The following is a 21,597-nucleotide window of genomic DNA, read 5'->3' on the forward strand; positions in this document are numbered from 1 at the left end:
TGTTTTTATAAACTGTTTGCTTTGTCACCCATCACATCTGCTTCATGCTCCAAACCGACATTATCATTCACCGGCATCCCCCCCACTTCAGTTGTAGGCTCCACCCTACCAGCCATTTGCTGCGCTACATGCCATGCTTCGTGTGGCAGATGTTTCTCTTGTCCCGATGCTACATGAATATCTGTCCCCTGCGTATAAGCCAATGCTTGCACAGTAGCAGGTTTCGACGAGTTGTAATGCACCTTCACATTATCCATCGAAAAACCGGATAAATTCTCCACTCCTGCTTTCAGATTATCCGGCAAACCGGTATTATTCGGTTTCGATTGTACCGTCTCGTCTGCTTTCATCTGCATACCATCCTCGTCATTTTCTCCTGTACGCTGAACCGTATGCTCAAATTTTCCTTGCAAAGCATTTTCCTCATCATCAAGAGCACATTGCACTGTCTCCTTAAACTTTCCCTGCAAAGCATTCTCTTCATCCTCCATACCTACCCGTTGAACGGCTGGTGTCACGTATGCCGAACGATTATCCACAAATTGCGCCATACCATTTACTGCCATCGGCCGGATGGTACGGGCAGCCTTTTCCTGATGTACTTTTTCTTCTTTCATAATTATCTTATATTAAGTTCAACATTAATAATCTTCTTTTTCGCGCCAGGACACATAGATTGGCTTTTTCAACCATGGGAAACTGATCACGTTATACGCCCATGGAACCGAATCCAACAACATATCGTACGAACGGGATTCCACCGTCAGAGTCCATTTCTTCTCTTGTTGCACTATATGCCCGTTTCGGATGATAAAGTTGCACTGCAATCCCCTCACAGAAGAATTATTCATTTTTTCCCAATTAGCTTTTACACCGTTAAGCATTGATTCTACAATCCCGATTTCCCCTTCAGTCAATTCCATTTTAGGCGGTAAAGGTTCGGTAAATGGTAAACTTACAAGTATCCGGTTGAATGCCAGTTCTTTTTCCTGATATTCCTTTTCCTCCAATGTCACAAGACGCTGCAAGATGTATATCGCCCGTATACGCGACTCACTATCCTTGAAATCTTTACGTTCCTCATCCAGTAGCCCGAGCATACCGAACAGGCGCGGAAACCAGGGAGCTAATAGTGCCAGTCCGGCATTACCAACCGAAATAGATTCCGGTTCGTCCGGGGAAACATCTTGAACCAAACCCTTTTTCGCATCATTGATTTGTAATTCATCCATGATACTCTTCAACAGTTCCACCACAGGCAAATCCTCCTGTGACACAGCCTTTCCGTTTGGGGGTTGTTGGACAGACTGTACCAATCGGCTGACCGTCTCACTATCCTTCTCCTGCATTATAAATACAGGATTCCGCCGGGTCAGATAATTAGCTAATACCCCTGACAATTGCGTTTCTTTCACCAAGTTATTTTCCAAAAGGTATTCTGATACTTGTTCCAGCAGTTCAGCTTTGTACAATGAATAACTGCCAACCAGCCGTACCCAGTCTTTGCCATCAAACCATTTCGCCCAATCTTCCGGATGAAGTTTATTATTCCGAATCGACTCCCAGACCATGAGAAATACACGTTGCGGATACCGGATAAGATGTTGTTGCAAGATACGACGTTTCAAATCATGATCCATCGTAGTATCGTTCAGCCAATCCAATTGTTCCATGGATGCAAAGAAGAACATCTCTATTTGTTCGAAGTCCATATTTTTCCAACTTTCTTTCCTCAGCCATGCGAGCAATGAACGAAACAATATTCCGACACCGGAGGGTCCAACTCTCTGTTTCATCCACCCCATCATCCTGCTGAATGAAACAGTATTTGCAGGAGTTACAGACGCTCCGACAATTCCAATCAGCCGTTCCATCAATACAGGGTTCATAGCTTTTGCTACTCTATTTTCCAGTATCTGTTCAGAACCATGTTCCATATAATCCAACCATTGCAACGGATATTGCTCCATGATGACAGCCAACCAGCGTTGAAGTGACGGCAAATTTTCCTTTTTCTCAATCTGCTCATCCATACGTTCCGGGTCGATATACATCGTTCCCATATTCATACCTTCCTCCTCATCCCTTCCCGTTTTCAATTCTTTCATCAGCCAATCGCCCACTTCCTTCCATGCTGTTCCCGACTGTCCATCCATCGGACGCCCGGTATAACTCAGATGCAGATAAAAAACCAGTTGCCGCACAATTCCTTCCGTCACAAACGATGTACGGAAAGTCTTTTCATCGGACAACCAATACAACAAAGCTCCGGCAAAATGTTGCTGCATATCCGCCCCATCCTTTGGGATAATGGCAGAGAGCGATGCCGGTATACGGCTCAATAACACTTTCAACTGTTGCAATACTTCTGCATAAAAGAGATGAAAACATCCGATGAAGTCCATCATAGATTCCACTCCCCATTGTCTGACAAGCACAGATAACACCTCCGGTTCCAATGAGCATTGTTGCAACAGCTTCAACCACTCATTCGGACAATGGCCGGCACCATATCTCAAAACGTCTCTCTTCGTCCCGTCGTTTTCTGTATTCTCTTTCAGCCATAAGACTAAAAGCATCGGTTTATCCAGAAACCTTTCAATCATCAGTTGAGAATGATTTTCATTTGCTTTTGCTGTCTCCAACCATTCTATAAATTCATTCCGATCCGGCAGCAGCATATCCAATACAGTTGCGGATATATGTAGCTCATCCGGTTTCGCCACAATATCATCCCTTGATATCTCCACCATCCATTTCTGATGCATAAGCTGTAAGATCGAATACAGATTACCCTCCCCAAACACAGAGCTTAACAGCATTCGTATTGCCTCTGACGGATTCGTCTTTCCATCGGGAGCATACATCTCCTGCTCTGTTAGCCAAATGATGATCTTCTCTCTGAATTCCACTACCCTGTTCGAGAAAAACCCTTCCCAACACTTTTCCAGTTCGAGCATCCATCGGCAGAATGCCTGTAACCGGTCACATTGCCCATACTTTTCTCTCACCAGTCCCCCAACAAGTTGTTCCAGTAAGAGCGGGTCCATAACCTCCAGGCAACCCGTTAGCAATCCATGTTTCCGCAACAAAGTGACAAGTGATCCGCCGTGATCCCTGAACACCTCCATCATACCGGCAAGTATTCTTTGCTTCATATAAATATTGACTCCCTCATCGAGCCATATCGACGCTAATTTTCTCAACCGCTTTTCCATCGTGTCATCAGCCTGCGGTTCATACTGTCCGCCCTCCGCTTCATCCTTGTCCTTGGGCCACCATTCTTTTATCAGATCCGTATCCTCCCCAAGATGCAGCAATTTGGATACCTTACTAACAGTTTCTTCTACCCTACCCTTGTCTGCATCGGACGAATGAGCATTACCAGATACCGTGATAAACAAAAGATGAAGAAACGATGTCACCATCTTTTGCGGACTGCGTGTATTCCCATTTTTATTCAACCAATCCAGCAAAGTAATACGGATATAATACTCCGACTGTTGTGTTATAAAGCCGGAAAGCCACTCAACAGTATCCGGCTGATGCAATAACTTGGTTAGTTCCATCACTACTTCGGCGGCAAAGCAGGAACACTCTCTTGATATCAATCTCCGGACAACAACCATATCCATATAGGTTGCCAGCAACGACAGCAGTTCCCGATTGGCCCCACCTCTTCTCACCAATAACGATAGAAAATACGGATACTCTTCAGCAATCAGTGCCATAAAATTCCGTTTTTCACTCACGCTTACATCTTCTTTCGCCAGCCATTCCATAAAGAAACGTACATCTTCCAGACGTAAGTCTTTTTCCTGAATAGTATCGAAAAAGTCCTCCCGCGCCATCATTTTCTCCTCCCGAACCGGAGACTTTATCAACGACAGCCGCAGAAACATATAGTACAACTCCATATTGAAATATCCTGTATAAACCGGACTTCCGTCTGCATTGCGGGCTTGCTGATTATAGATAATATTCAATACATTCAGGTAATATTCCCGCCCAAATACTTCTATCAGGAATTGTACCGTAAGTTCTGTTTTTGACAAATAAGCCGAATACGGACGTTTTTTGATAAACTGGAGCAACCTGACATTCAGATATTCCTTGAATTGTAGTTTATTACCAAACTGATAAACACCATTAAACGGATAGTTCTCTATCAACCAGTCATATAGATACATCCAATAAGCAGGCACGTCAATCTCCGTATGATTCTCGCACTCCGCATCTATTATTTGCCGGATCATAACCTTGTCCAATATCTCGGCCAAAGATCGGATGGCTTTCTCATCCTGTGTTTCATGAAGAAAACCGATTACGATATGCGGTCGTGTTCCCAACAATATTGCCAGAGAACGTCTCTTCTCATACACCGAAAGAGTGGTGTTCAGAAGCCACGACATGAAGTCTTCCCCTTTGTCATCACTCATCAAGACTGAAAGTTTTTCTGACAAGCCCGGCAAACTACCGGCAGCTCTACGCAGGTACGTTTTCAATAGCCCGTTTTCTTTCTCCAACTCCATCAGGCACATCTCTTTCTCCACCTGCGGAAGGCTTTCTTCTTCCAGCCAGATAAGCAACAGTTTACCCAGTTGTTCAACCGGAATACTCCAAGCCAACCGGTTCAGGTAGTTGGGGTAACGCACAATGCGGTGGAACAGATATGCCAAAGATCCCGGATCGTTGAGTAATAAGAATTGAAGTTCCTTTTCTAAATCAAATTCTGCATATTCCCATACAGTAGAGCAAAATCCCTTCTCTATATAGAACGCCAAGTTGGATAACCTCCTTGCAATCTGCTCCGAACGGCTTTCCTGCACACCGTTTTGCCTTATATTATAGGTAAAGGTTTTCTCCAGTTCTTCTTTCAGGCGAATGGGGAACTGCCTATAAAAATCATCTTGCGGGATATCACCCAGATTAAGTTCTAATTGTTCAAACCTCACCAGCAACCCTTCTTCATCATGCCTTGACAGAAAATCTTCTATAACACTGCGCAGTACATCACGATAGAATACATCCCATCTGACGTATAGGTTGCGTGCGAAAGCCTCATCCACAGCATTAAAATCAAACTTTATGTCATCAATATGGATCATAACATCTCCTCCGCTTCATCTTCTCGTTGTGATTCATCGAGCACCTTCATCATTGCTGCCTGGTAGACTTTCTGCTCCTCTTGGTCATAATCAGCCGTAAGGGCTTTACACCAATTCTGGTAACTCTTCTCAAAATACTGCATATGCGACACATCCAGCCAATAGTAGATACAGCCGATATGTGCCGGCAACAGTTCTTCCACAAGTTGGCGAAATATCTCCTTGAAGCGTGAAGAGTGGAACCGTGCCGTCCAGTCCGGTAATATAATGGATATTTTAAACGGTTCTGCCGGTATAAACAAGTGATGTTCCACTAGATAGAACGCTTCACACTGCTGGTTTAGCTCACGCAGATAAAAAGACAATATATTTGCCCAGTTCCTCAACGTTTCCCTCGAATTATCTCTTCCTAGGTTCAGCCAGCATCTGTCTTCCTCATTCCAGAAAGCCAACAGATATTCGTTGCGGTCCAGACTTACCGTTTTGTAGTTATCTATATTGATCCCTGTACGGAATAGTCCTCCGCTGATAAGATTAGTGTTGAATATCATCAATTCATGACGAATCATTTGGTAGTTATCCTGTTTTTCCTCCTCCTTCATTTCCGGCAGATTGAACGGAATACTTTCTATATTGGCAGCATCCAACATTTTTTCGTCAATAAGCATTGAGTTCAGACGGTCGCGCATTTTCTTATTCTCTTCCTTATTGCCCAGCAATATGAGATTATAGCTAGGTAGCACATTGCCTATAGATATATTTTCATCCATATTAAGGCCAAACAACAAAGAGATATGAGTCTTAATGGTAGGCACATTCCCCGAAGAGCGTTCAGCGTAAATATTCCAGGCTTTCGAACGGGTACAGGTCAGAAAAGCAATATGTTGCAGGAAATTCATCCTTCTGCGGATTATATCTTCCATCGTCTCACCGTAATAAGCCAAGTCCTTCATCCAGGCAGGATTGCTCTCTACCCCATAAAGATGGTCCAATAAATCCAAATAACGGTTTTTCAGGCGGCCAACCCTTCTTTGATAAGGGTTATAGGCGGATTCTTTCTCCGGCATATCCGGATGGTACAAGTTCATCCGAGTCAATACGGCAGCATCCTGTTCTACAGAAAGCAAGCCTTTCAGTTCCGAAAGTTCACTCAATCCACGTAGAATAATCCAGTCGTACAATTTCAGATAAGATTCAAAAGAACCGGCTGTCGCCCCATTCTCCGAACGTTCCTTGCTCATCTCAATGCGGTAACATTCCGGATAGTCTTTCGCCATATCCTTGAAATGATAAATATCCCGGTAAGTGCTTACAGGTATCATCGAGCGAGTAAAGCCCGTCGTTCCGCCTTTGGGTGTGCGGTTCATGCGGTTACTCTTCTCCGAAAAGTACAATGCTTGCAACTCCTCTAGAAATCGTTCGATATTTACAGGCATTTCAGTACCCTCAATCCGTATCTTGAGATTCAATTCATTCTGGTATTTGGGGATAAACAAAGTATATCCTTCTTTGAAATCGGATATGGTCTCCTGATTTTTTTCCGATTCCGTCTGATCGTTTTTATCGCTTTTCTTTACCAGATAGCAGGTTTTGAATGAATTGATACCCTCTATTTTTAGTAACAACTGATATAGTTCTTGTTCCGTCTCGTTCTGTTTAGGGATAATGACGCGGTAGTCCGTATTAGTGCCGTCCATCCATTCTTCCAACGACAAGTCGGACAAAAAATGTTTATCCTGATATTCCATTCGTACGGAACCGGACAAATAATAAAACACGTTCCAATAGATTTGCACAGCTATTGAAGTTGCATCCATCCCCGGTTTGATTTCCAGTTCCGAGTGAAAATCCAGTTCTGTCAATCGCGAAAAACTGACCTCATTCAGATTCTCGCACAAGTTACGATGAGCATGATAGAAGCTGCGTACACGCTTCACCAAGTCATCACTCGATTTCAGGAATGGCGACAGATAGAGTCTGATATCATAAAGTCCCTGTGATTTGTCATGTGTAGCAACGTCCACATTATCCAGCTCCGGTATTTCCGCCAGCAGCAATTTCCTGTAATCATCCGAAGTGACCGGAGTTGTCGGATAAACCTCTTCGGAAAGGAATAATCCGTAGCGTTCCGGCACGAAGTTCCCATCCGGATCTGTCAGGTAATCTTGCAGTCCGAATCCGAGTTTATAGTCTAGTTCTGTCAGCAGGTAATTGGCAATCTCGGCAGTGGTAATACCCGGATCATGCGGATTGAAATCCGTCCATACCTCCCCCGAAAGACGTTGGATTTCCTTCAGCATCTTTTGTTGCAGTAAACCGTACAGATCATTTTCTGCCGATAACTGTTCTATATACAACTGTTTGCCTTCCATTGCACGCATTTATTGAGTTGCATCAACATAGTTCCATAATTCCCTTATCTGAAAATGTAACTTGCTTTCGCCCTTTTTTTTCTTCTTCCCTTTGATTTGCAGATATAAGCTGCCCTTCTCTGTTCTCCAACGGAAGCGGATCGGATTTTTCCAAAAGCCGCAGCAACGCTGTGAAGGTGATATATTCCGTTTACCGCCTTTACAGTAAGTCGTTGTCACAGTCACCATACGGTATTTATCTTTACCCGTGCGGTAACCAGCCGTTATCTGACAGAGTTTACAAGCCGGACCTTTTTCAGACGAGTCGAACACAATCGGCAGATTATACCAGCAACTATCTGCAAGTATCTCCTGAAAACCATTATCGCTGGTATCCGCCTTGATATTGGGAGCACCCGGATTTTCAGGATTCTTTTTCAGGCAGTCGTGCACTTTCAGCTCATTCTTTTGGCTGACAGACCATACCGTCTCTCCCTGTTCGTTCATCAGGTGAAAAGCCTTCTCTCTGTCTACGACAAACGTCCAGCAGGGCATTCCACTCTCCGCTTTTTCCACTCCATGCACCGGGTATACCGAAATTATTTTGCCCGTCAGCATGGCGGGAGAAAGCATCAGTCCATCCTTTTCAGTCCGCTCCATCCCGTCATCCACCAGATTCGGCACAGAATCTATCAAATCTTCAAACTGCGATTCATTGGGATTATTCCCCGACCGAAAATACGACTTCAGCGTATTTCTGTTTCTTCTTGTTCCCATATCCTATTCAATTTTAAAATTCGAACCTATTTCCATATCACCGATTCCTTCCTGAAACGGTTGCAATTCAATCTGTATATCGTACGGTATCAGCACTACTTCCATCGGAAGGTGTTCATCCGGAACAGACTGATCGTCTGCGTGTATATCCGTCGGCTGTACCTCGGGCTGCTTCCCGTCTATCTCAAGCCTGAGTAAACACTCCACATCCGGATCATTTGCCAGGCGTGTGTGCAGTTCCTTATACGAGTATTCCTTACCCAGTTCGGGCAATTCACCGGCTCTTATCCACGGAGCAAAATAATCCTCCACCTGCCGGATCATCCTACGTCGTATATCCCCTTCGTCCACTGCATCATCCTGTAAGGTAGCTACACACAGTATCTTCACTTTCCGATAAGTAGGATTACATACTCTGAACATTACAAAAGGTGATATCCGCGACGAAAGCCAGTTTCGTATTTCCGACAGCTTCCATGCCGGCGTTACCGGATAGGGATTGGCATCGGTATAAGAAAAAACGACGATACACAACTCCCGGTTACCCGTACATGTTTCCGGAAGACAATATACTTTCAGTATTTCAGGAAACTGATCCAGTATCATCTGTTCGTAATCACCGGGGATCACCGCCCTGTTCCTGTGTGCAATACGTGAACTCTGCCGTATGGAAACTTCCGAAAGACTCTCTTTCATTCTGCCGCTAAATCCCGGTAAAGGTTGGACAATCTCTTTCACCCGCCAGTCCTCCTTCTCCATCTTTTGTATAGAACCTACAGGTAGTGGTGTTCCGTCCCCGTTTTCGGCAACCACACGGATACAATTCAGGTAAATTCCACGGATGGCAGGATATTGTCTTACCTGTCCGCCCGGACGAATCCTTAACCAGAAGGCCGGATTTCCTGACAGCCCATCCGGAAGAGTCAGTTCCACAAATCCGTTCTGTGTCATTCCGCAAGTCTCATCCCGAAGGATATTTTCAGGCTTCAACGCAAACCACTTTCCATTTTTCCGGTAATCCAGTTCCATATAAGGTACTTTCCCGATAGTATTCTCGTCCGAAAAGAATATATCTTTTTTGATATACGACAAATCAACATATAAAATAATTCTCCGATCCGTGTGCATACCGGTGAATTGCAGATATAAGTTCTTCTCGTTTTGCATATCTTCCAGCAGCGTATAAGTAGAGCCTATATCCATTAAGCACTCCTCATACTCTCCGTAAGGGGTGATGCGCCACAAGTGGTTTCCCCTCATTTCCCTGCTGCCACTACGCCAACCGGCTTTGTATGACAGCTCAATGTCCGACAGTAGCGGTACTACGGGCAGAGTAGGTATCTCTTTCTGTTTGTTTTCCTTTTGGCGGCTATTATAAATCATCACTTCGGCAAACAACCTGCGATACTCGTCCATGCCGAAACCTATCGAAGGTGCGTTCAGGGTAACCCTGAAAAAGAGATTTCGTTGTTGGTTATAAGTCATGCCCGAACGTTCCGCCAGCATAGCCAACGGCATACCCCTCGTGTCCGTCATTTTGAAGTGCATTTCAGCATCTTCTTTCAACTCTCCGCTATCTTCCCCGAAAAGAGGAGATAAACCGTCGGGACAGGAATACCATTTATCATTTTGCCGGTATTCCGTTTTCACCTGAAAGGAGTGGTTCGTCAAGTCCTGTTGTTGCCCGTAATTGCGGTATATAAGCGCATAACCGCCTTGACCCTGAGGCAATTTATTCCATTTGCCCCGCAAAGTCACTTCCTCCACTGTTTTCCCACTTATTTCCTCGTTGCCGAACATGAACCAAGCCCCTCTCTCCGCTTGAGTGCCGAAAGGATAGAACGGTTGCGTGGAATCCAACTCACCCAGTTCGCTATACAGGTTAAAATGCCGGATACCATCTACTTCCACATCAATCCCGGTCCGGTCGAACTGTACCAACCGTGCCCAGTCGTAAGGACAGTTCGCATTATTCATCATGACTTGCAGACACGGGTAGCGGGTGGTTATCCCATGCACTTCCTCCTGACAGGCACTCAACGCACATTCGGTTTCCTTCACCATAATCTCAAACACCAGATTCAACCGTCCATAGTCATTTTTCATAGATATCCGGGGCACAAAGTGCATCCATCCTTCCGGATAGCCGATATAGATATCAAAAGCTCCATCCATATCAGCGTCCGTCAGTCCGTACGTCCGTAAGTTTCCGGCAGAATCATCCGAAAGCCGGAAAGAGAGACGGATGTTTCGCTTCCCTTCTCTCAGCAGAAACATATAAGATTCAAGCATCCATCCGTAAGAAGGTTCCTTATGTTCGTCATCAAACAGGATGGTGTCAGAGCTTTTTCCAAGGTCTATCTCCTGCACATACATCTTACCCGTACGCGATGTTTCGCCACTTAGAAAAGCGGTGTAAATTTTTGCCAATCTGCCTCCCGTCAGGAAGTGTGAAGATTCGTTCCGGTAAAACAAAGGATCGCCGTCCGCATTGGCTCCGGCAACAAAGCGTGTCCCTTCCGGTAAGGTAAATCCTTCGTTCAGGGGAGTGACGACGAGATAGGTCTGATCCTGCACAATATGCCTCGCAGTGACTTTTAGTATCTCATTACGGTAATAGTCGGGCAATGACCGTAGCGAATCATTGAATTTATCCGCTATCATACAATAATTGCGGATAAAAGCCAGCAACAATGCCAGAGATGCATCCATCGTGCCGCTATCTTCTATCATCTGGATATAACGTTCACTCTGCATCTTGATATCTCGTATCGCCTGTAACATCTGGTAGTAAGGCTGACTTGCAGGGTTCAGGCTACGTCCGGGTTGGAATTTACCGGCTATCTTTCCTTGAAGAGCATCCGACAAATGTTGTTTGATGGATTGGGCTGCTTGTATGGAACTGTCTTGCGGACCGATCCGGTCATCCAGCCATTGAGTACGGACAAATGTATCCAGCCGTATATTCCAGTCCAAGATCTTATCTTTCAGGTTTTTCATATACCTTTTCTGGTCTACAGTCCCTCTGCTCCGCACAAAGGTGTCCTTGTACTCATCCGTATTCTTGCGGATAATTTCCACAAGTACGGTCAGCACGTGATGATGCCAGATATCCGCTAATCTCACCGTTACGTTCCTTTCAGGGTCATAGACCTTTTTCTGGCGGGCTATAGACATTATCCAACTGAAGAGTTTCTTCCAGTCGCTTTCCAGCGCATTGAACTTTTCCAGAAATGCCTTGTTCCGATGGTATTCAGCTTGACTCAGACCTTTTTTATAGTAGTTTTTCCAATCAGCCATAATTCTCTAGTTTCAGGTCCGTACCCTCATTCAGATAAAACGGATAGACCATATTACTCCGTCGGTTTGTCTGGCGGATGGTGTAATCCAACAGAATGCGCATGATACCTTCCGTCTGGTTAAACTCAAGGGCTACCGCGTTCAGGGTAATACGTGGTTCGAACAGAATGATGGATTTTTCTATTTCTTCCCTTATCAGGGTTTGCGTGGTGGTGTCCATCACTTCAAAGACGTATTTCCTTATGGGGCAACCGTAATCATAGTGGTGTACTCGCTCTCCGGGAGAAGTGCTCAACAGGTTCCACAAACTTTGCTTGATATTTTCCTCCTTCTCCACCACAACAGTCATTTTGTTCTGTGCATCCAAACGTGGCGGATAAGCCCATGCTTTACCTAAATAAGAATAATTATCCATTTTCCTTCACTGTTAATGTTATTCATCTCTAGTTTATCATCACCATAGCTCCTTTCACTACCGTCTGTCCGGATGCGGACAACTCCGCCGTTGCATTTCCTTTGGCCGAAAAACCGATTTTGGCAGTGGCTTTCACATTCGCACCGTCAATAGCCACGTCCGATTTTGCCTTGATTTCGGCATTGGCGGTTGCATCCAAAGAGATGTTTCCCTTGGCTGTCATTTTAATATCCTTGGCGGACGTAAGTTGTATTCCGTTACTGTCCAGCACCAGTTCGTTCTTATTCTGGTCGGACAGCTTGATGGACTTCCCGTCATCGTTTATTTCAATCCGGTTCTTGCCGGGAGTATGCAGAGTGATGATTTTCTTTTCCTCGTCAAATTCGATAGTCAGTCCGGAACGAGTTACGAAAGCCTTCTTGGCATTCTTGGCTTCGTACTCGAAAGGTGGCTGATGCTTGCTCCCGTAAACGCTGCCCATTATGACCGGACATCCGGGTTGGTGATTCACAAACCCAACCACCACCTCGTCGCCCTTCTCCGGAAGGAAGAAACTTCCCGACGAAGCGGTGGCATACAGAGTGGACAGACGCGCCCACAATTCTTTTTTCGCTCCGTCCATCCACGGCAGTTCCACCAAAATACGGCATTCTTTCGCCGGATCATTCTCCAACTGCTTTACCACGCCCAGATGTAGCCCCTCCAGCCCGGGCACGTAACCTGATGCAGGTGGAGAAACCACATCCGGTTCATCGGTGATGGATGCAGGATTAAAGCCGATACCCGCTATCGTTTTCCATTCATTGTTCATAATGATATGTCTCACCGAACCGATAAAAGCATTCCCGTTAAAGCGGTTGCCCAATCCTTTCAATTCTATCAGGCATCCCGGAACTACTTCAGGTGCGCCATAAAAGCTAAAAGTGCCCTGATAACGAGCAAGTCCGGCTTTCAACGCCAGACTGTTCACCCATTCTTTCAATGCAGCGTCACTGGTAGGAGCATCGGTCTGTATGAGCAAACTGTCACCCTCCGCAAGCTTCTCCGGTTGCAGGTCGCCTTGCCGGTTCAGTGTCGGTGCTGATGCTGAGACTTTGACTGCCGTCTGTTGCACCGGGTCCCACGTTACACCCTCATATTTCGTATATTGGTCGGCACAACTCAGCCCGATATCAGAGTCAATCATATCCACCCCGTAAGTCACGGTCAATACAGGAGCCGCTTTCACGTCAGGCTTGAAAAACTTGATATCCTTTCCCACCGTCCATGCAAACAATCCGCAAGCGTCAGCCCTTGACAGAGCAAAATCCCAGTCTGTCGCGTAAAACTGCACCATTTCCGGATGTTGGTACGATGTAGCATCCACAGTCACCTTACCATAAGCTGCCAGTACTTCTTTTATCATCTCACTGTCTTTCTTCTTCTCGAAAATACGGTTTTTCCGTCCCTGAGTAGCAGGATAAGCACAATCCCTGCATTCCACGACCATCTGTGAACGGAAATCTTTTCCAATGCGGATATTCACCTGCATGATGATCCCTTCGAAAAGAGTTTCCAGCTTGTTCACGTCACCGGCTGCAAATTTGATTGTGTTACCGGGAATGAAAGCTTTTGAATCGCTTTCTTCAAACTCCTGTTTTTCCATATCCCCGGCGTTGAACTTCAGTGTAGCCTTTCCAATGCAGTTCAGTTCCGAGTATATTGAAGCGGAGATCAATGCATAAGAACTGTCCAGTTCCTTATCTCCGCAACATATTTTCCATGCCAGTATACGGTCTCTATAGATCGAAGGTGAGTTTGCCATTTTGTTATATTACTTTTTTTAATGATGGGAACAACAGTTCCGTTCCTATGGGCAGGTCCCTGAATCCGTTCAGGTTATTGAATCGCGCCACCTGTGCCACCAGACGGGAATTTCCGTATATCAAATGACAAAGATTAGCCAGTGTATCATTCTCTTTCAGTACAATCAGGCGTGACATATCCGGAGATTGCTTTGAGTTCTTCTTATTCTCCTCTTCGCTGTCACAATAATTGCAGAAACTGAGCTGCACATTTGCCTGTAAAGGGATCCCTTTGTCATTGAACAGTGTATAGTCCGTTTTCATCGATGAGAGTTGCCCTTTGAACATCATATCTCCAAAAGCGATTATGATGTACGAAGGTCGGTGAGTCTCTCCTTTATACGTATAAAGAACATCCTCCAGCTCTTTCATCTTAGCATATACCTTGTCCTCTTTTGTCGTACCTTCCACAGCACCTGTTGTATCTACAACAAAGCTGAACGAGAGTTCTTCAGGCAAGTATTTTTCGAACGCGTTATTTCCACTGGTGGAAGCAAGCTGCTGATCCGACTTATATTCTATTTTCTTATTGAAAGTCAAAGATTCGGGATTGATGGACAAATCCAATCTTTTCTTTTCATACGGCTGTGAAAACTGTTTGTCCTTAAAAGCAAGCATTCTCAATTTTTCCATAAACAACCCATTTTATCAACGTTCTTTTTTCTTCTTCGCAGTAGTATCCTGTAAGTTCCGGAGCTCGGAAACCACATCCTGTTTGATCTTTTGAAGCAACCTCTCTGAAACGTCGGTCACTTCAATCATCTTCTTTTCAACCACAGTCTGTACGTGTATTTCTTTTATCACAATTGCCATCTCAAATCCTCCGGCTCAGTCTTGAATAACATAAGGTCAATGATTCTATAGCCAGCTTACTTTCCGACGAATTCATCGGGTCCAGACTCCATTTAACAGGAAAGGCTCTCGAACACTCCCAACCGGCACAAGGTTTGCCTTCGGGGTTGAGAAGGGAAATGATGACCAGACAAGGTCTGATCCGATTGTCGCCCAACGTAAAAGAGAAACACTCCTTCACCCATTTCCTGATATCTTCATTCAGATGTTTCAACGGTCTTTTCAAAACGATGTTTCCATGTTTTATTTGTCCTGTAGGTCTCATTCCGCCCTCAATATTACTCTTCACGGCTTCCATGGCAACTTCCTCATCCAGTCCGCTGACTTCCAGAAAGGAAGCCACTGTCTTGTCATTGGATGATCCCCACTGGAATTCTACCCGGAAGTAGAAATTCACAGGGGGAGTCCAATTCTTATCATTACCTCCTGGCATGATACATGAATTTATTTGATAGTAATACCTTCATGCACCAACACCAGCGTTTCCATCGCCACACCGTTACCATCAGCCTTGAATCCTTCCACAGTTATCTTCTTCGGCCACGCATTAGCTAATTCCCATGTTTGGACGGGGCTGTCTTTCTCGTCCAACAGACTGATAGTTACAGTACGTCGCTTAATAGTATTCAGCTTCACTTCACCAATCCATTTCCAGAAGTTCTGATCCGAAATAAAGATTCCCTTCTTCAAGGTCACATCTCCGTTCTTAATCAGTCCGGGCATTTTTACTTTAGTGAAAGCCTTGTCATCTCCGCCACGGTATTCAATGACATCATGTTCTCTGTCCAGTCCCGATACTTCTTTGAAGGACATTTCACCCACGTCGGTAATGGTTACCTTAAAATAAAACTCGGGCAACGGCCATAATTTTTGGTCTTGAGCTTCTCCTGCCATAATCTTCTATATTTTTAAATTTTCAATGATTAATTTTCAATTTATCAGCTCTTCTGCATCTGCTGCTGGAAGGTGATTTCGATGAACTCAGCCGGATGCGAGATAGCAACCAGTACGGTAATGCGCATAATACCTTCCAGAATATCTTCCGGTGTCATGGTATCACCCAGACCGACATGCACACTGAATGCGTCTTCAGGGACAGCCCCTACCAGACCACCTTTTTTCCAGATGCCCCGCAGGAAATTCTCTATCATACACCTCATGCTCAACCAGGTATTCGCATCGTTAGGCTCGAACACATAAGCGCGGGCAGCGTTCTTTACCGATTCTTCGAGGAAAAGCATGGTGCGACGTACGTTGATATAACGCCAGTCCAATGAGTTACCATCTAACGTACGTGCTCCCCAAACCTTGATGCCTTCTCCGACAAAAGTACGAATGGCGTTGATCGCTTTTCCGTTAGTCGGTACATTCAGATTTTCCTGTTCCCGGCTGTTGATGTTCACTTCCGGCTTGTTCACAAAGTTCACCGACACGTTGGCAGGAGCTTTCCATACACCGCGTGAATTGTCCACCATTGTATAAACCCCCGCCATGGAAGCCGAAGGAGGAAGCAGGTTCAGATATGACTTCACTTTCTTCACCATCAATTGGTAGGCCACCCAATTCTGTAACAAGGCTCCGTGAAATTCGGCACGTTGCCGCTCGGTTCCACTCATGACCTCGGAGATTGCCGCATTGGTATAGATCAGAATATTCGAGTCTTTCGCAAAGAAAGCCTTGAAATTCTTCTCACTTTTTGCATCCCACTCAAACATATTGGCCGTTATATCCTTGTCACCCAGCAACGAGGTTTCCAGCCACGGGTAATAAGCCGCGCCATACGACAGACTATTGTTGCCAATCTTGGTCTGGAATACTTCTATCTGCTGTTCCAACGTCTGGTTGTCCGCCTCTTTGGGTTGTACATCCAAAATAGCAAAACGATTCTGCATCTTGCCGCAGTGGTCCAGAGCCATCACTTCAATATCATGGCAACTAGGTGAATACACCGCTTCCGGAATGACTACCATAGTGATTTCCTGCTCTTTCTCAAGAGCTTTGAAAGCATTGCCCACCATCTCTTTGTCCAGCAACTTGTTTTCGGCATATGTACCTGCGGAAACTACGTAACAGGTTCCGCCGCCATTGGCGAAGAACATTAACATCTGGTAGTACAAGGTGAAACGCTTGGGGTCTTTACGTGAAGCCGTAAACACATACGTTGCACTAGCTTCGGCCGTTGCTTCCGTTCCGTCTTCTGCGGCATCGGCATCATCGACGGCCACTTCCACCGCAGCCTTGTAGTCGGCTTCATAAGTAAACAGACAGTTGGCAGGAGATGCGCCATCTTCTTTTTTTCTCACACTCAATACAAACCTCTCTTCAGGATCTTGTCCGAAGTACTTCAGATATTCTGTCATCGAGGATATCTTCCATGGTTTGCCTTTCAATTCGTCTTTCCCGTTCAATGCTTTCTCCGTGATTCCTATAAATACAGGAATGGCGGTCGCGGCCTCTACTACCGAGTTCGGGAAGGCGCTTTTTTCTACGATGTAAACACCGGGAGTTTTCATGTTTCCCATAAAAAACTAATTTTTAATTTTAAAATGATTAGATAAAACAGATGTGCCGGATTGTTCCCGGATCATCCGAAAGATACTTTCCGGGTTGTGGACACGGGATAAACCGGCTCACAATCCGTTTTTTAAGAGGATTATCCTGAATCACAGAAGAGATAATCAACTGGTAGTCAGAATGTTCAAGAGCATTGACGGACGACTTTGAAAAGATCCGCCATACATTTATGCCGAAGGGGCTGTTATTCAGCTTTTCAGCTTCATCAAATTCAATACGCTGCCGGGATTCTTCCAACAGCAGGTTCAGTATCAGGTCTGCTTGTGCATTGCGAATGACAAAGAGATATTCCCATCTGAAAGATGACGGACGGAAACGGAGGGTATAACTCGCCGGTTCTCCTTTCTGTGCCTTCTTCAGCAAAGCCGTTGTAGGTTTTATCCTGAGTCTGCACAATTCCGCAGATTGTTTCTTTTCTTCCGTTGCTGTCAGAGAGGTAGCGACATCTATCAGCTTTTTATTGTCCAGTTTCAGTTGGTAGAACTGCTGAGGGTGGTATCCGTCGAGCCGGGTTACTTGCAGGAAATTTTTGTCCACAGCTTGCAACGTGAGTTCCAGCAAGTCGTCCGTATCGAAACCGGAAGAGTCTGCACGCATACTCCACGACCAACCACCGGAATCATTTACAAAGAGCAGCCCCCGGCGCTTCATCAGCATCCGGGTTGCCGGTGTAGGTTCCAGAGTAAAATGCCCGGCTACCGGAGTTGAATAGTAATTGTGTTCTATCCGTATATGTATGAATGTCTTATACTGTTCCATAACTCATTATAATTTTACATCCGGTTGTCTGGATATCGTTCCCGTACCTGCCGTCTCTCCCGAATCAATAACCAGTCGTCTTAACTTGCACACCACCGACGGATAGTATTGCCCACCCAGAGTAGTCCATACATTATTAATATCCTGAGAGGATAGCGTTACAATTTCTACCGTATAGTTGTGACCCTCAAATTCAAAACCGGGAACGGACTGTATATAAGCCAAAGTATCTGACAATACGGACAACGATTCGGCATATCTTTTTTCATCATATACGGCTGCAAGTACCAGATTCAAGTTCAATAGCAAAGGAGCCGGATATCGCGTGAATCCTCCTGCATTTTTCCTCACAGGAGCGGTGACACCGCCCGATGTTTCTCTCTCAATGCTCAGAAGGGTAACTATCAACTTACAGGGCCTTTCCTCGGTACTGTTTCCAACAAATCCCACCTCAACCATACCTTCCGGCTGATAGTGTTTTCGTAACAGATATTCATCCAGTTGCGCTGCATAATTGGTTAGTATTTTCTGAATCATATTGCATTGTATTTATCTTTCCCTACTCTGTTGATGGCTTTTCGGGTAACGCCTTGTTCATTCAGAACTTATATCGGCAAATTTGAGAAATAAAAAAGAATAATAAAACTTTTATTTATGAATTGTACAAAGTATTTTGCGTACGGCTTGTTTGACTTTTTAAAGATATTTTTTTGCTATACATACATTGATAGACTATCTTCAAAGGTTATGAATGTTTTTATATTTTTTCATTCTTTATTTGACAACCATATAACAAATATGAAAATAAACCATCTGGCACTTTAAAAAAGCCAAATAGTCATCTCAAAAATAAAAATCGGAACGATCTGATTTATAACCTGCATTTGTAACAGTGAAATTAGTTTCATTAGATTAGAGAAGACATAATATTAAAGATTCAAGATAATATAGTATAGTGCAAATTCGGGGAGAACTGCAAATTTTCTGAATATATATGAAATCAAAAACCACAAACAAATCCATAATAAGCATCTCCAGAAGTTACAATCAAGTTATTATTTTGATTAAAAATAGAGTCTGCATCTATAGGTTTTATACTATCCAATCTAACATAAAATTTACTACCATCAGAAGTATACAAATCAGGATTATGACTTTTTATATAACCTTGCCATTTTACTATTCCTTTTTGTTTGTTTATATGAAGTTCACTTATATCACTTTCTTTTGCCTTACGCATTTTCTTTACATTAAGCATTATTGGAGCCACAGCAGTAACCGCAACAGGTGCAACAGCAAGGACTTCAATAGGAGCTGAACTGACTTCTTTTTCATGTTTCTCCAAAACCTTGTCTTTAATTACATAATCAAAAACAGTAAGATCTTCACCGGATTCAAATAGTTCTTTTAAAATTTCCTCTATTTCGCTTACTTGAACATTATTATCACTATACTCCGAATCAGATTTATATAATCCTTGTGCAAATTCAGGAATATCATCAATATTATTAATGGGGGGAAACCAACCATCAATAGTCAATACCCGTTGAATTGGAAATAAGCTATTTATATTATGTGTCAATTGGACTTGACTAAGCATTAAAGGTCTATTATCAGATATAATATAATTATTATTTCTTTTTGTTCTTTGTTCGAATACTCTTGATGGAGTTTTTTGAAATGTAATAGTCTTCATAATTCTTGAAATAATTATAATTTAAATGAGTAAAAACAGATAAATGGTTTTGAAAGCAATAAACTATTTTCATTTTTACACTTTAGTCTGAGCAACATCTATTTTATTTTCATGTAAAAAGATAGACCAACATTCACTATTCCCTTCTCCTTTAAACTTTTCATCTGTATGGACAAAAGAAGATAGCCCAAGACTTGGCAAATAGTCAATCCAATAATCTATACAACCAAAAAGAACTATTTCAATAGCATCGATCATAATATTATTTATATATTTTTTCGCATCTTCCAGTATTGGTTTTTCAACAATAAAACCATACTCATTAGATAAAACTAAATGTATAACTTTTAATTTACTTTTAGTTCGGCATGCTATACCTAAACAAGATGTAAAACCTGTTGTTTTCAATATTCCGGACAAATTCGTTTCACCCCATTGCTCTTCTGCTACACCTCCCTCTGTCTTTCCTTTTCCATATTTAGGAGGATTTTTTAGAATATCCAGTGCATAAAGACTCCACGGCATAACTTTAATATAGTCGTCCGTCCATCTAAAAATTACTTTCATATTGTCAAGACTTACACCTTCCAGAATGTCAAGAGCATTTTTTTCAGTATAACCAGCTCTAGCCTCTTCAATAAGCATTCTTTTAACCAGTTTGAATTTACGTTTTTCATCACCTTCATACATATCCTCTTTAACAAATTGGCAAATATTATGACCATTTAGATTAGTTGCAATTTTCATTCCAGAGTTTTCTCTATTATCAATTACTTTCACCCGTTGCTCATTTGCTCTTCTATTGTTCAAAGAGATTCTCAACTGTTGATTCTTGCATTCTTTACTCTGATACTTCACAATGTCAATTCTATCTTTTATAAATAAATCAATTAGTGCAATTAATTCTCCCTTGAATTGATCCATACAATATTAGATTATTAATATAATAAATATCGTATCTCTAATAATATATGTGAAAATATTATACATATCACACATCATTTTTTTCTAAGAGAGTGTTTTTTTTCTAAGGGAGTCTTTTCATTTTTATTTATTTGTTTAGAAACTTCAATAACAACATTTGCAAATGGCTTAGAGATACCAGGAGCTCCCATTTTCCAATCAGTAGATGCTGCCCAATGATCATAATATAATTGAAAAAGATATTTTTTTGCTGCTTCATTTTTTTCTACTTGCCTCTTTTCTAAATATTGGATAATTTGTTCTTTAATTGTTTCTAAATATTTAATATATTCATCATCTAATTTTCCTTTTGAATAATTAGAAAATTCTTCAACAGTTTTTTCAAAAATGTCTTCAACAGTTTTTTCAACAGTTTCTCCTATAGTTTTTCCGTTAGATTTCTTAACAAAAACTAATCCAAGTTTTTTAAGCTCAATTATTTCACTCTCTATTTTCAAGATCTCATTTTCTAACAATGAACAATCTTTTGCACTTTCATTACTCATATTCATATCCTTCTTGATAGCCTCGTTCTTTTCAATAGCCTTGTTCTTTTTCTCCTCCATATTTTTAATTTTTTTTATGTTAAAAAAAAGATTTGGTCCACTTTTTTTAAGCCCATTCATTTCCTTCTCTATCTTGGGCTTCTTCATAGCCTCGATCGAGTCTTTCGATGATAAATAAAGTTGATTCAATTTATCACAAAATTGCAAATCCTCTTTTGCTTTTTTTTCCATTTCATCAATGCCATAAATCGAAGACAACTTTTTATTAATAATATCACACCATTGTTTACTAGAAAAAAAAGCATAATACTTAGCTGATGACTTCTCAAATCCCCGTTTTTTATTATCATCGTTAAAAAAATCAATCCTCAGATAATCAATCTTATTAGCATTTATTGTTTTTATCTTATTCTCTAATTTTACTTTATCCTTTTCAGACACCAATCGTTTAT

The 21,597-nt window shown here is 42.8% G+C and carries 17 protein-coding genes; all 17 read right to left on the minus strand.

What is annotated here, in order from left to right:
- Positions 1 to 5 precede the first annotated feature (5 nt).
- Positions 6 to 617 (minus strand): DUF4157 domain-containing protein, encoded by a 612-nt coding sequence (locus PHO71_RS09685; protein WP_300202354.1) that lies wholly within the window; start codon positions 615 to 617, stop codon positions 6 to 8.
- A 24-nt stretch (positions 618 to 641) separates the two neighbouring features.
- Positions 642 to 5,108 carry a contractile injection system tape measure protein gene (locus PHO71_RS09690; protein WP_300202357.1) on the minus strand — a complete coding sequence of 1,489 codons (4,467 nt, stop codon included), beginning with the start codon at positions 5,106 to 5,108 and terminating at the stop codon, positions 642 to 644.
- Positions 5,105 to 7,480 carry a hypothetical protein gene (locus PHO71_RS09695; protein WP_300202360.1) on the minus strand — a complete coding sequence of 792 codons (2,376 nt, stop codon included), beginning with the start codon at positions 7,478 to 7,480 and terminating at the stop codon, positions 5,105 to 5,107. The genes PHO71_RS09690 and PHO71_RS09695 overlap by 4 nt, the downstream gene beginning before the upstream one ends.
- Positions 7,481 to 7,489: 9 nt before the next feature.
- Positions 7,490 to 8,236, minus strand: coding sequence for a hypothetical protein (locus tag PHO71_RS09700; RefSeq protein ID WP_300202363.1), 747 nt, complete (start codon positions 8,234 to 8,236; stop codon positions 7,490 to 7,492).
- A 3-nt stretch (positions 8,237 to 8,239) separates the two neighbouring features.
- Positions 8,240 to 11,536, minus strand: coding sequence for a hypothetical protein (locus tag PHO71_RS09705; protein ID WP_300202366.1), 3,297 nt, complete (start codon positions 11,534 to 11,536; stop codon positions 8,240 to 8,242).
- Positions 11,529 to 11,951, minus strand: coding sequence for a GPW/gp25 family protein (locus tag PHO71_RS09710; RefSeq protein WP_300202369.1), 423 nt, complete (start codon positions 11,949 to 11,951; stop codon positions 11,529 to 11,531). The genes PHO71_RS09705 and PHO71_RS09710 overlap by 8 nt, the downstream gene beginning before the upstream one ends.
- A gap of 28 nt (positions 11,952 to 11,979) precedes the next feature.
- Entirely contained in the window at positions 11,980 to 13,755 is a 1,776-nt protein-coding gene (gene vgrG, locus PHO71_RS09715) for a type VI secretion system tip protein VgrG (protein WP_300202372.1), read from the minus strand.
- Positions 13,756 to 13,759: 4 nt separating this feature from the next.
- Positions 13,760 to 14,428: a hypothetical protein gene (locus tag PHO71_RS09720; protein ID WP_300202375.1), complete on the minus strand. Its 669-nt coding sequence runs from the start codon at positions 14,426 to 14,428 to the stop codon at positions 13,760 to 13,762.
- A 15-nt stretch (positions 14,429 to 14,443) separates the two neighbouring features.
- Positions 14,444 to 14,608, minus strand: a complete 165-nt coding sequence (locus tag PHO71_RS09725; protein WP_300202378.1) for a hypothetical protein — start codon at positions 14,606 to 14,608, stop codon at positions 14,444 to 14,446.
- Position 14,609: 1 nt separating this feature from the next.
- Positions 14,610 to 15,080, minus strand: coding sequence for a phage tail protein (locus PHO71_RS09730; protein ID WP_300202381.1), 471 nt, complete (start codon positions 15,078 to 15,080; stop codon positions 14,610 to 14,612).
- 11 nt (positions 15,081 to 15,091) lie between these two features.
- Complete coding sequence (locus PHO71_RS09735; protein WP_300202384.1) at positions 15,092 to 15,541, minus strand: phage tail protein; 450 nt, start codon at positions 15,539 to 15,541, stop codon at positions 15,092 to 15,094.
- Between the two features lie 44 nt (positions 15,542 to 15,585).
- Positions 15,586 to 17,169 carry a phage tail sheath C-terminal domain-containing protein gene (locus PHO71_RS09740; RefSeq protein ID WP_300202387.1) on the minus strand — a complete coding sequence of 528 codons (1,584 nt, stop codon included), beginning with the start codon at positions 17,167 to 17,169 and terminating at the stop codon, positions 15,586 to 15,588.
- A 28-nt stretch (positions 17,170 to 17,197) separates the two neighbouring features.
- Positions 17,198 to 17,980: a hypothetical protein gene (locus tag PHO71_RS09745; RefSeq protein WP_300202390.1), complete on the minus strand. Its 783-nt coding sequence runs from the start codon at positions 17,978 to 17,980 to the stop codon at positions 17,198 to 17,200.
- Positions 17,981 to 17,986: 6 nt separating this feature from the next.
- Positions 17,987 to 18,517, minus strand: coding sequence for a Pvc16 family protein (locus tag PHO71_RS09750; protein ID WP_300202393.1), 531 nt, complete (start codon positions 18,515 to 18,517; stop codon positions 17,987 to 17,989).
- Between the two features lie 463 nt (positions 18,518 to 18,980).
- The gene (locus tag PHO71_RS09755) at positions 18,981 to 19,676 is read right to left on the minus strand and encodes a hypothetical protein (protein WP_300202396.1); all 696 of its coding nucleotides are present in this window, start codon (positions 19,674 to 19,676) and stop codon (positions 18,981 to 18,983) included.
- A 75-nt stretch (positions 19,677 to 19,751) separates the two neighbouring features.
- On the minus strand, positions 19,752 to 20,600 hold the full coding sequence (locus tag PHO71_RS09760; RefSeq protein WP_300202399.1) for a hypothetical protein: 849 nt from the start codon (positions 20,598 to 20,600) through the stop codon (positions 19,752 to 19,754).
- Between the two features lie 74 nt (positions 20,601 to 20,674).
- Positions 20,675 to 21,597, minus strand: a 923-nt coding sequence (locus PHO71_RS09765; protein ID WP_300202402.1) for a hypothetical protein, incomplete at its 5' end; no start/stop codon positions are given.

This window comes from Bacteroides sp., assembly GCF_028690125.1.
Taxonomy (GTDB): Bacteria; Bacteroidota; Bacteroidia; order Bacteroidales; family Bacteroidaceae; genus Bacteroides.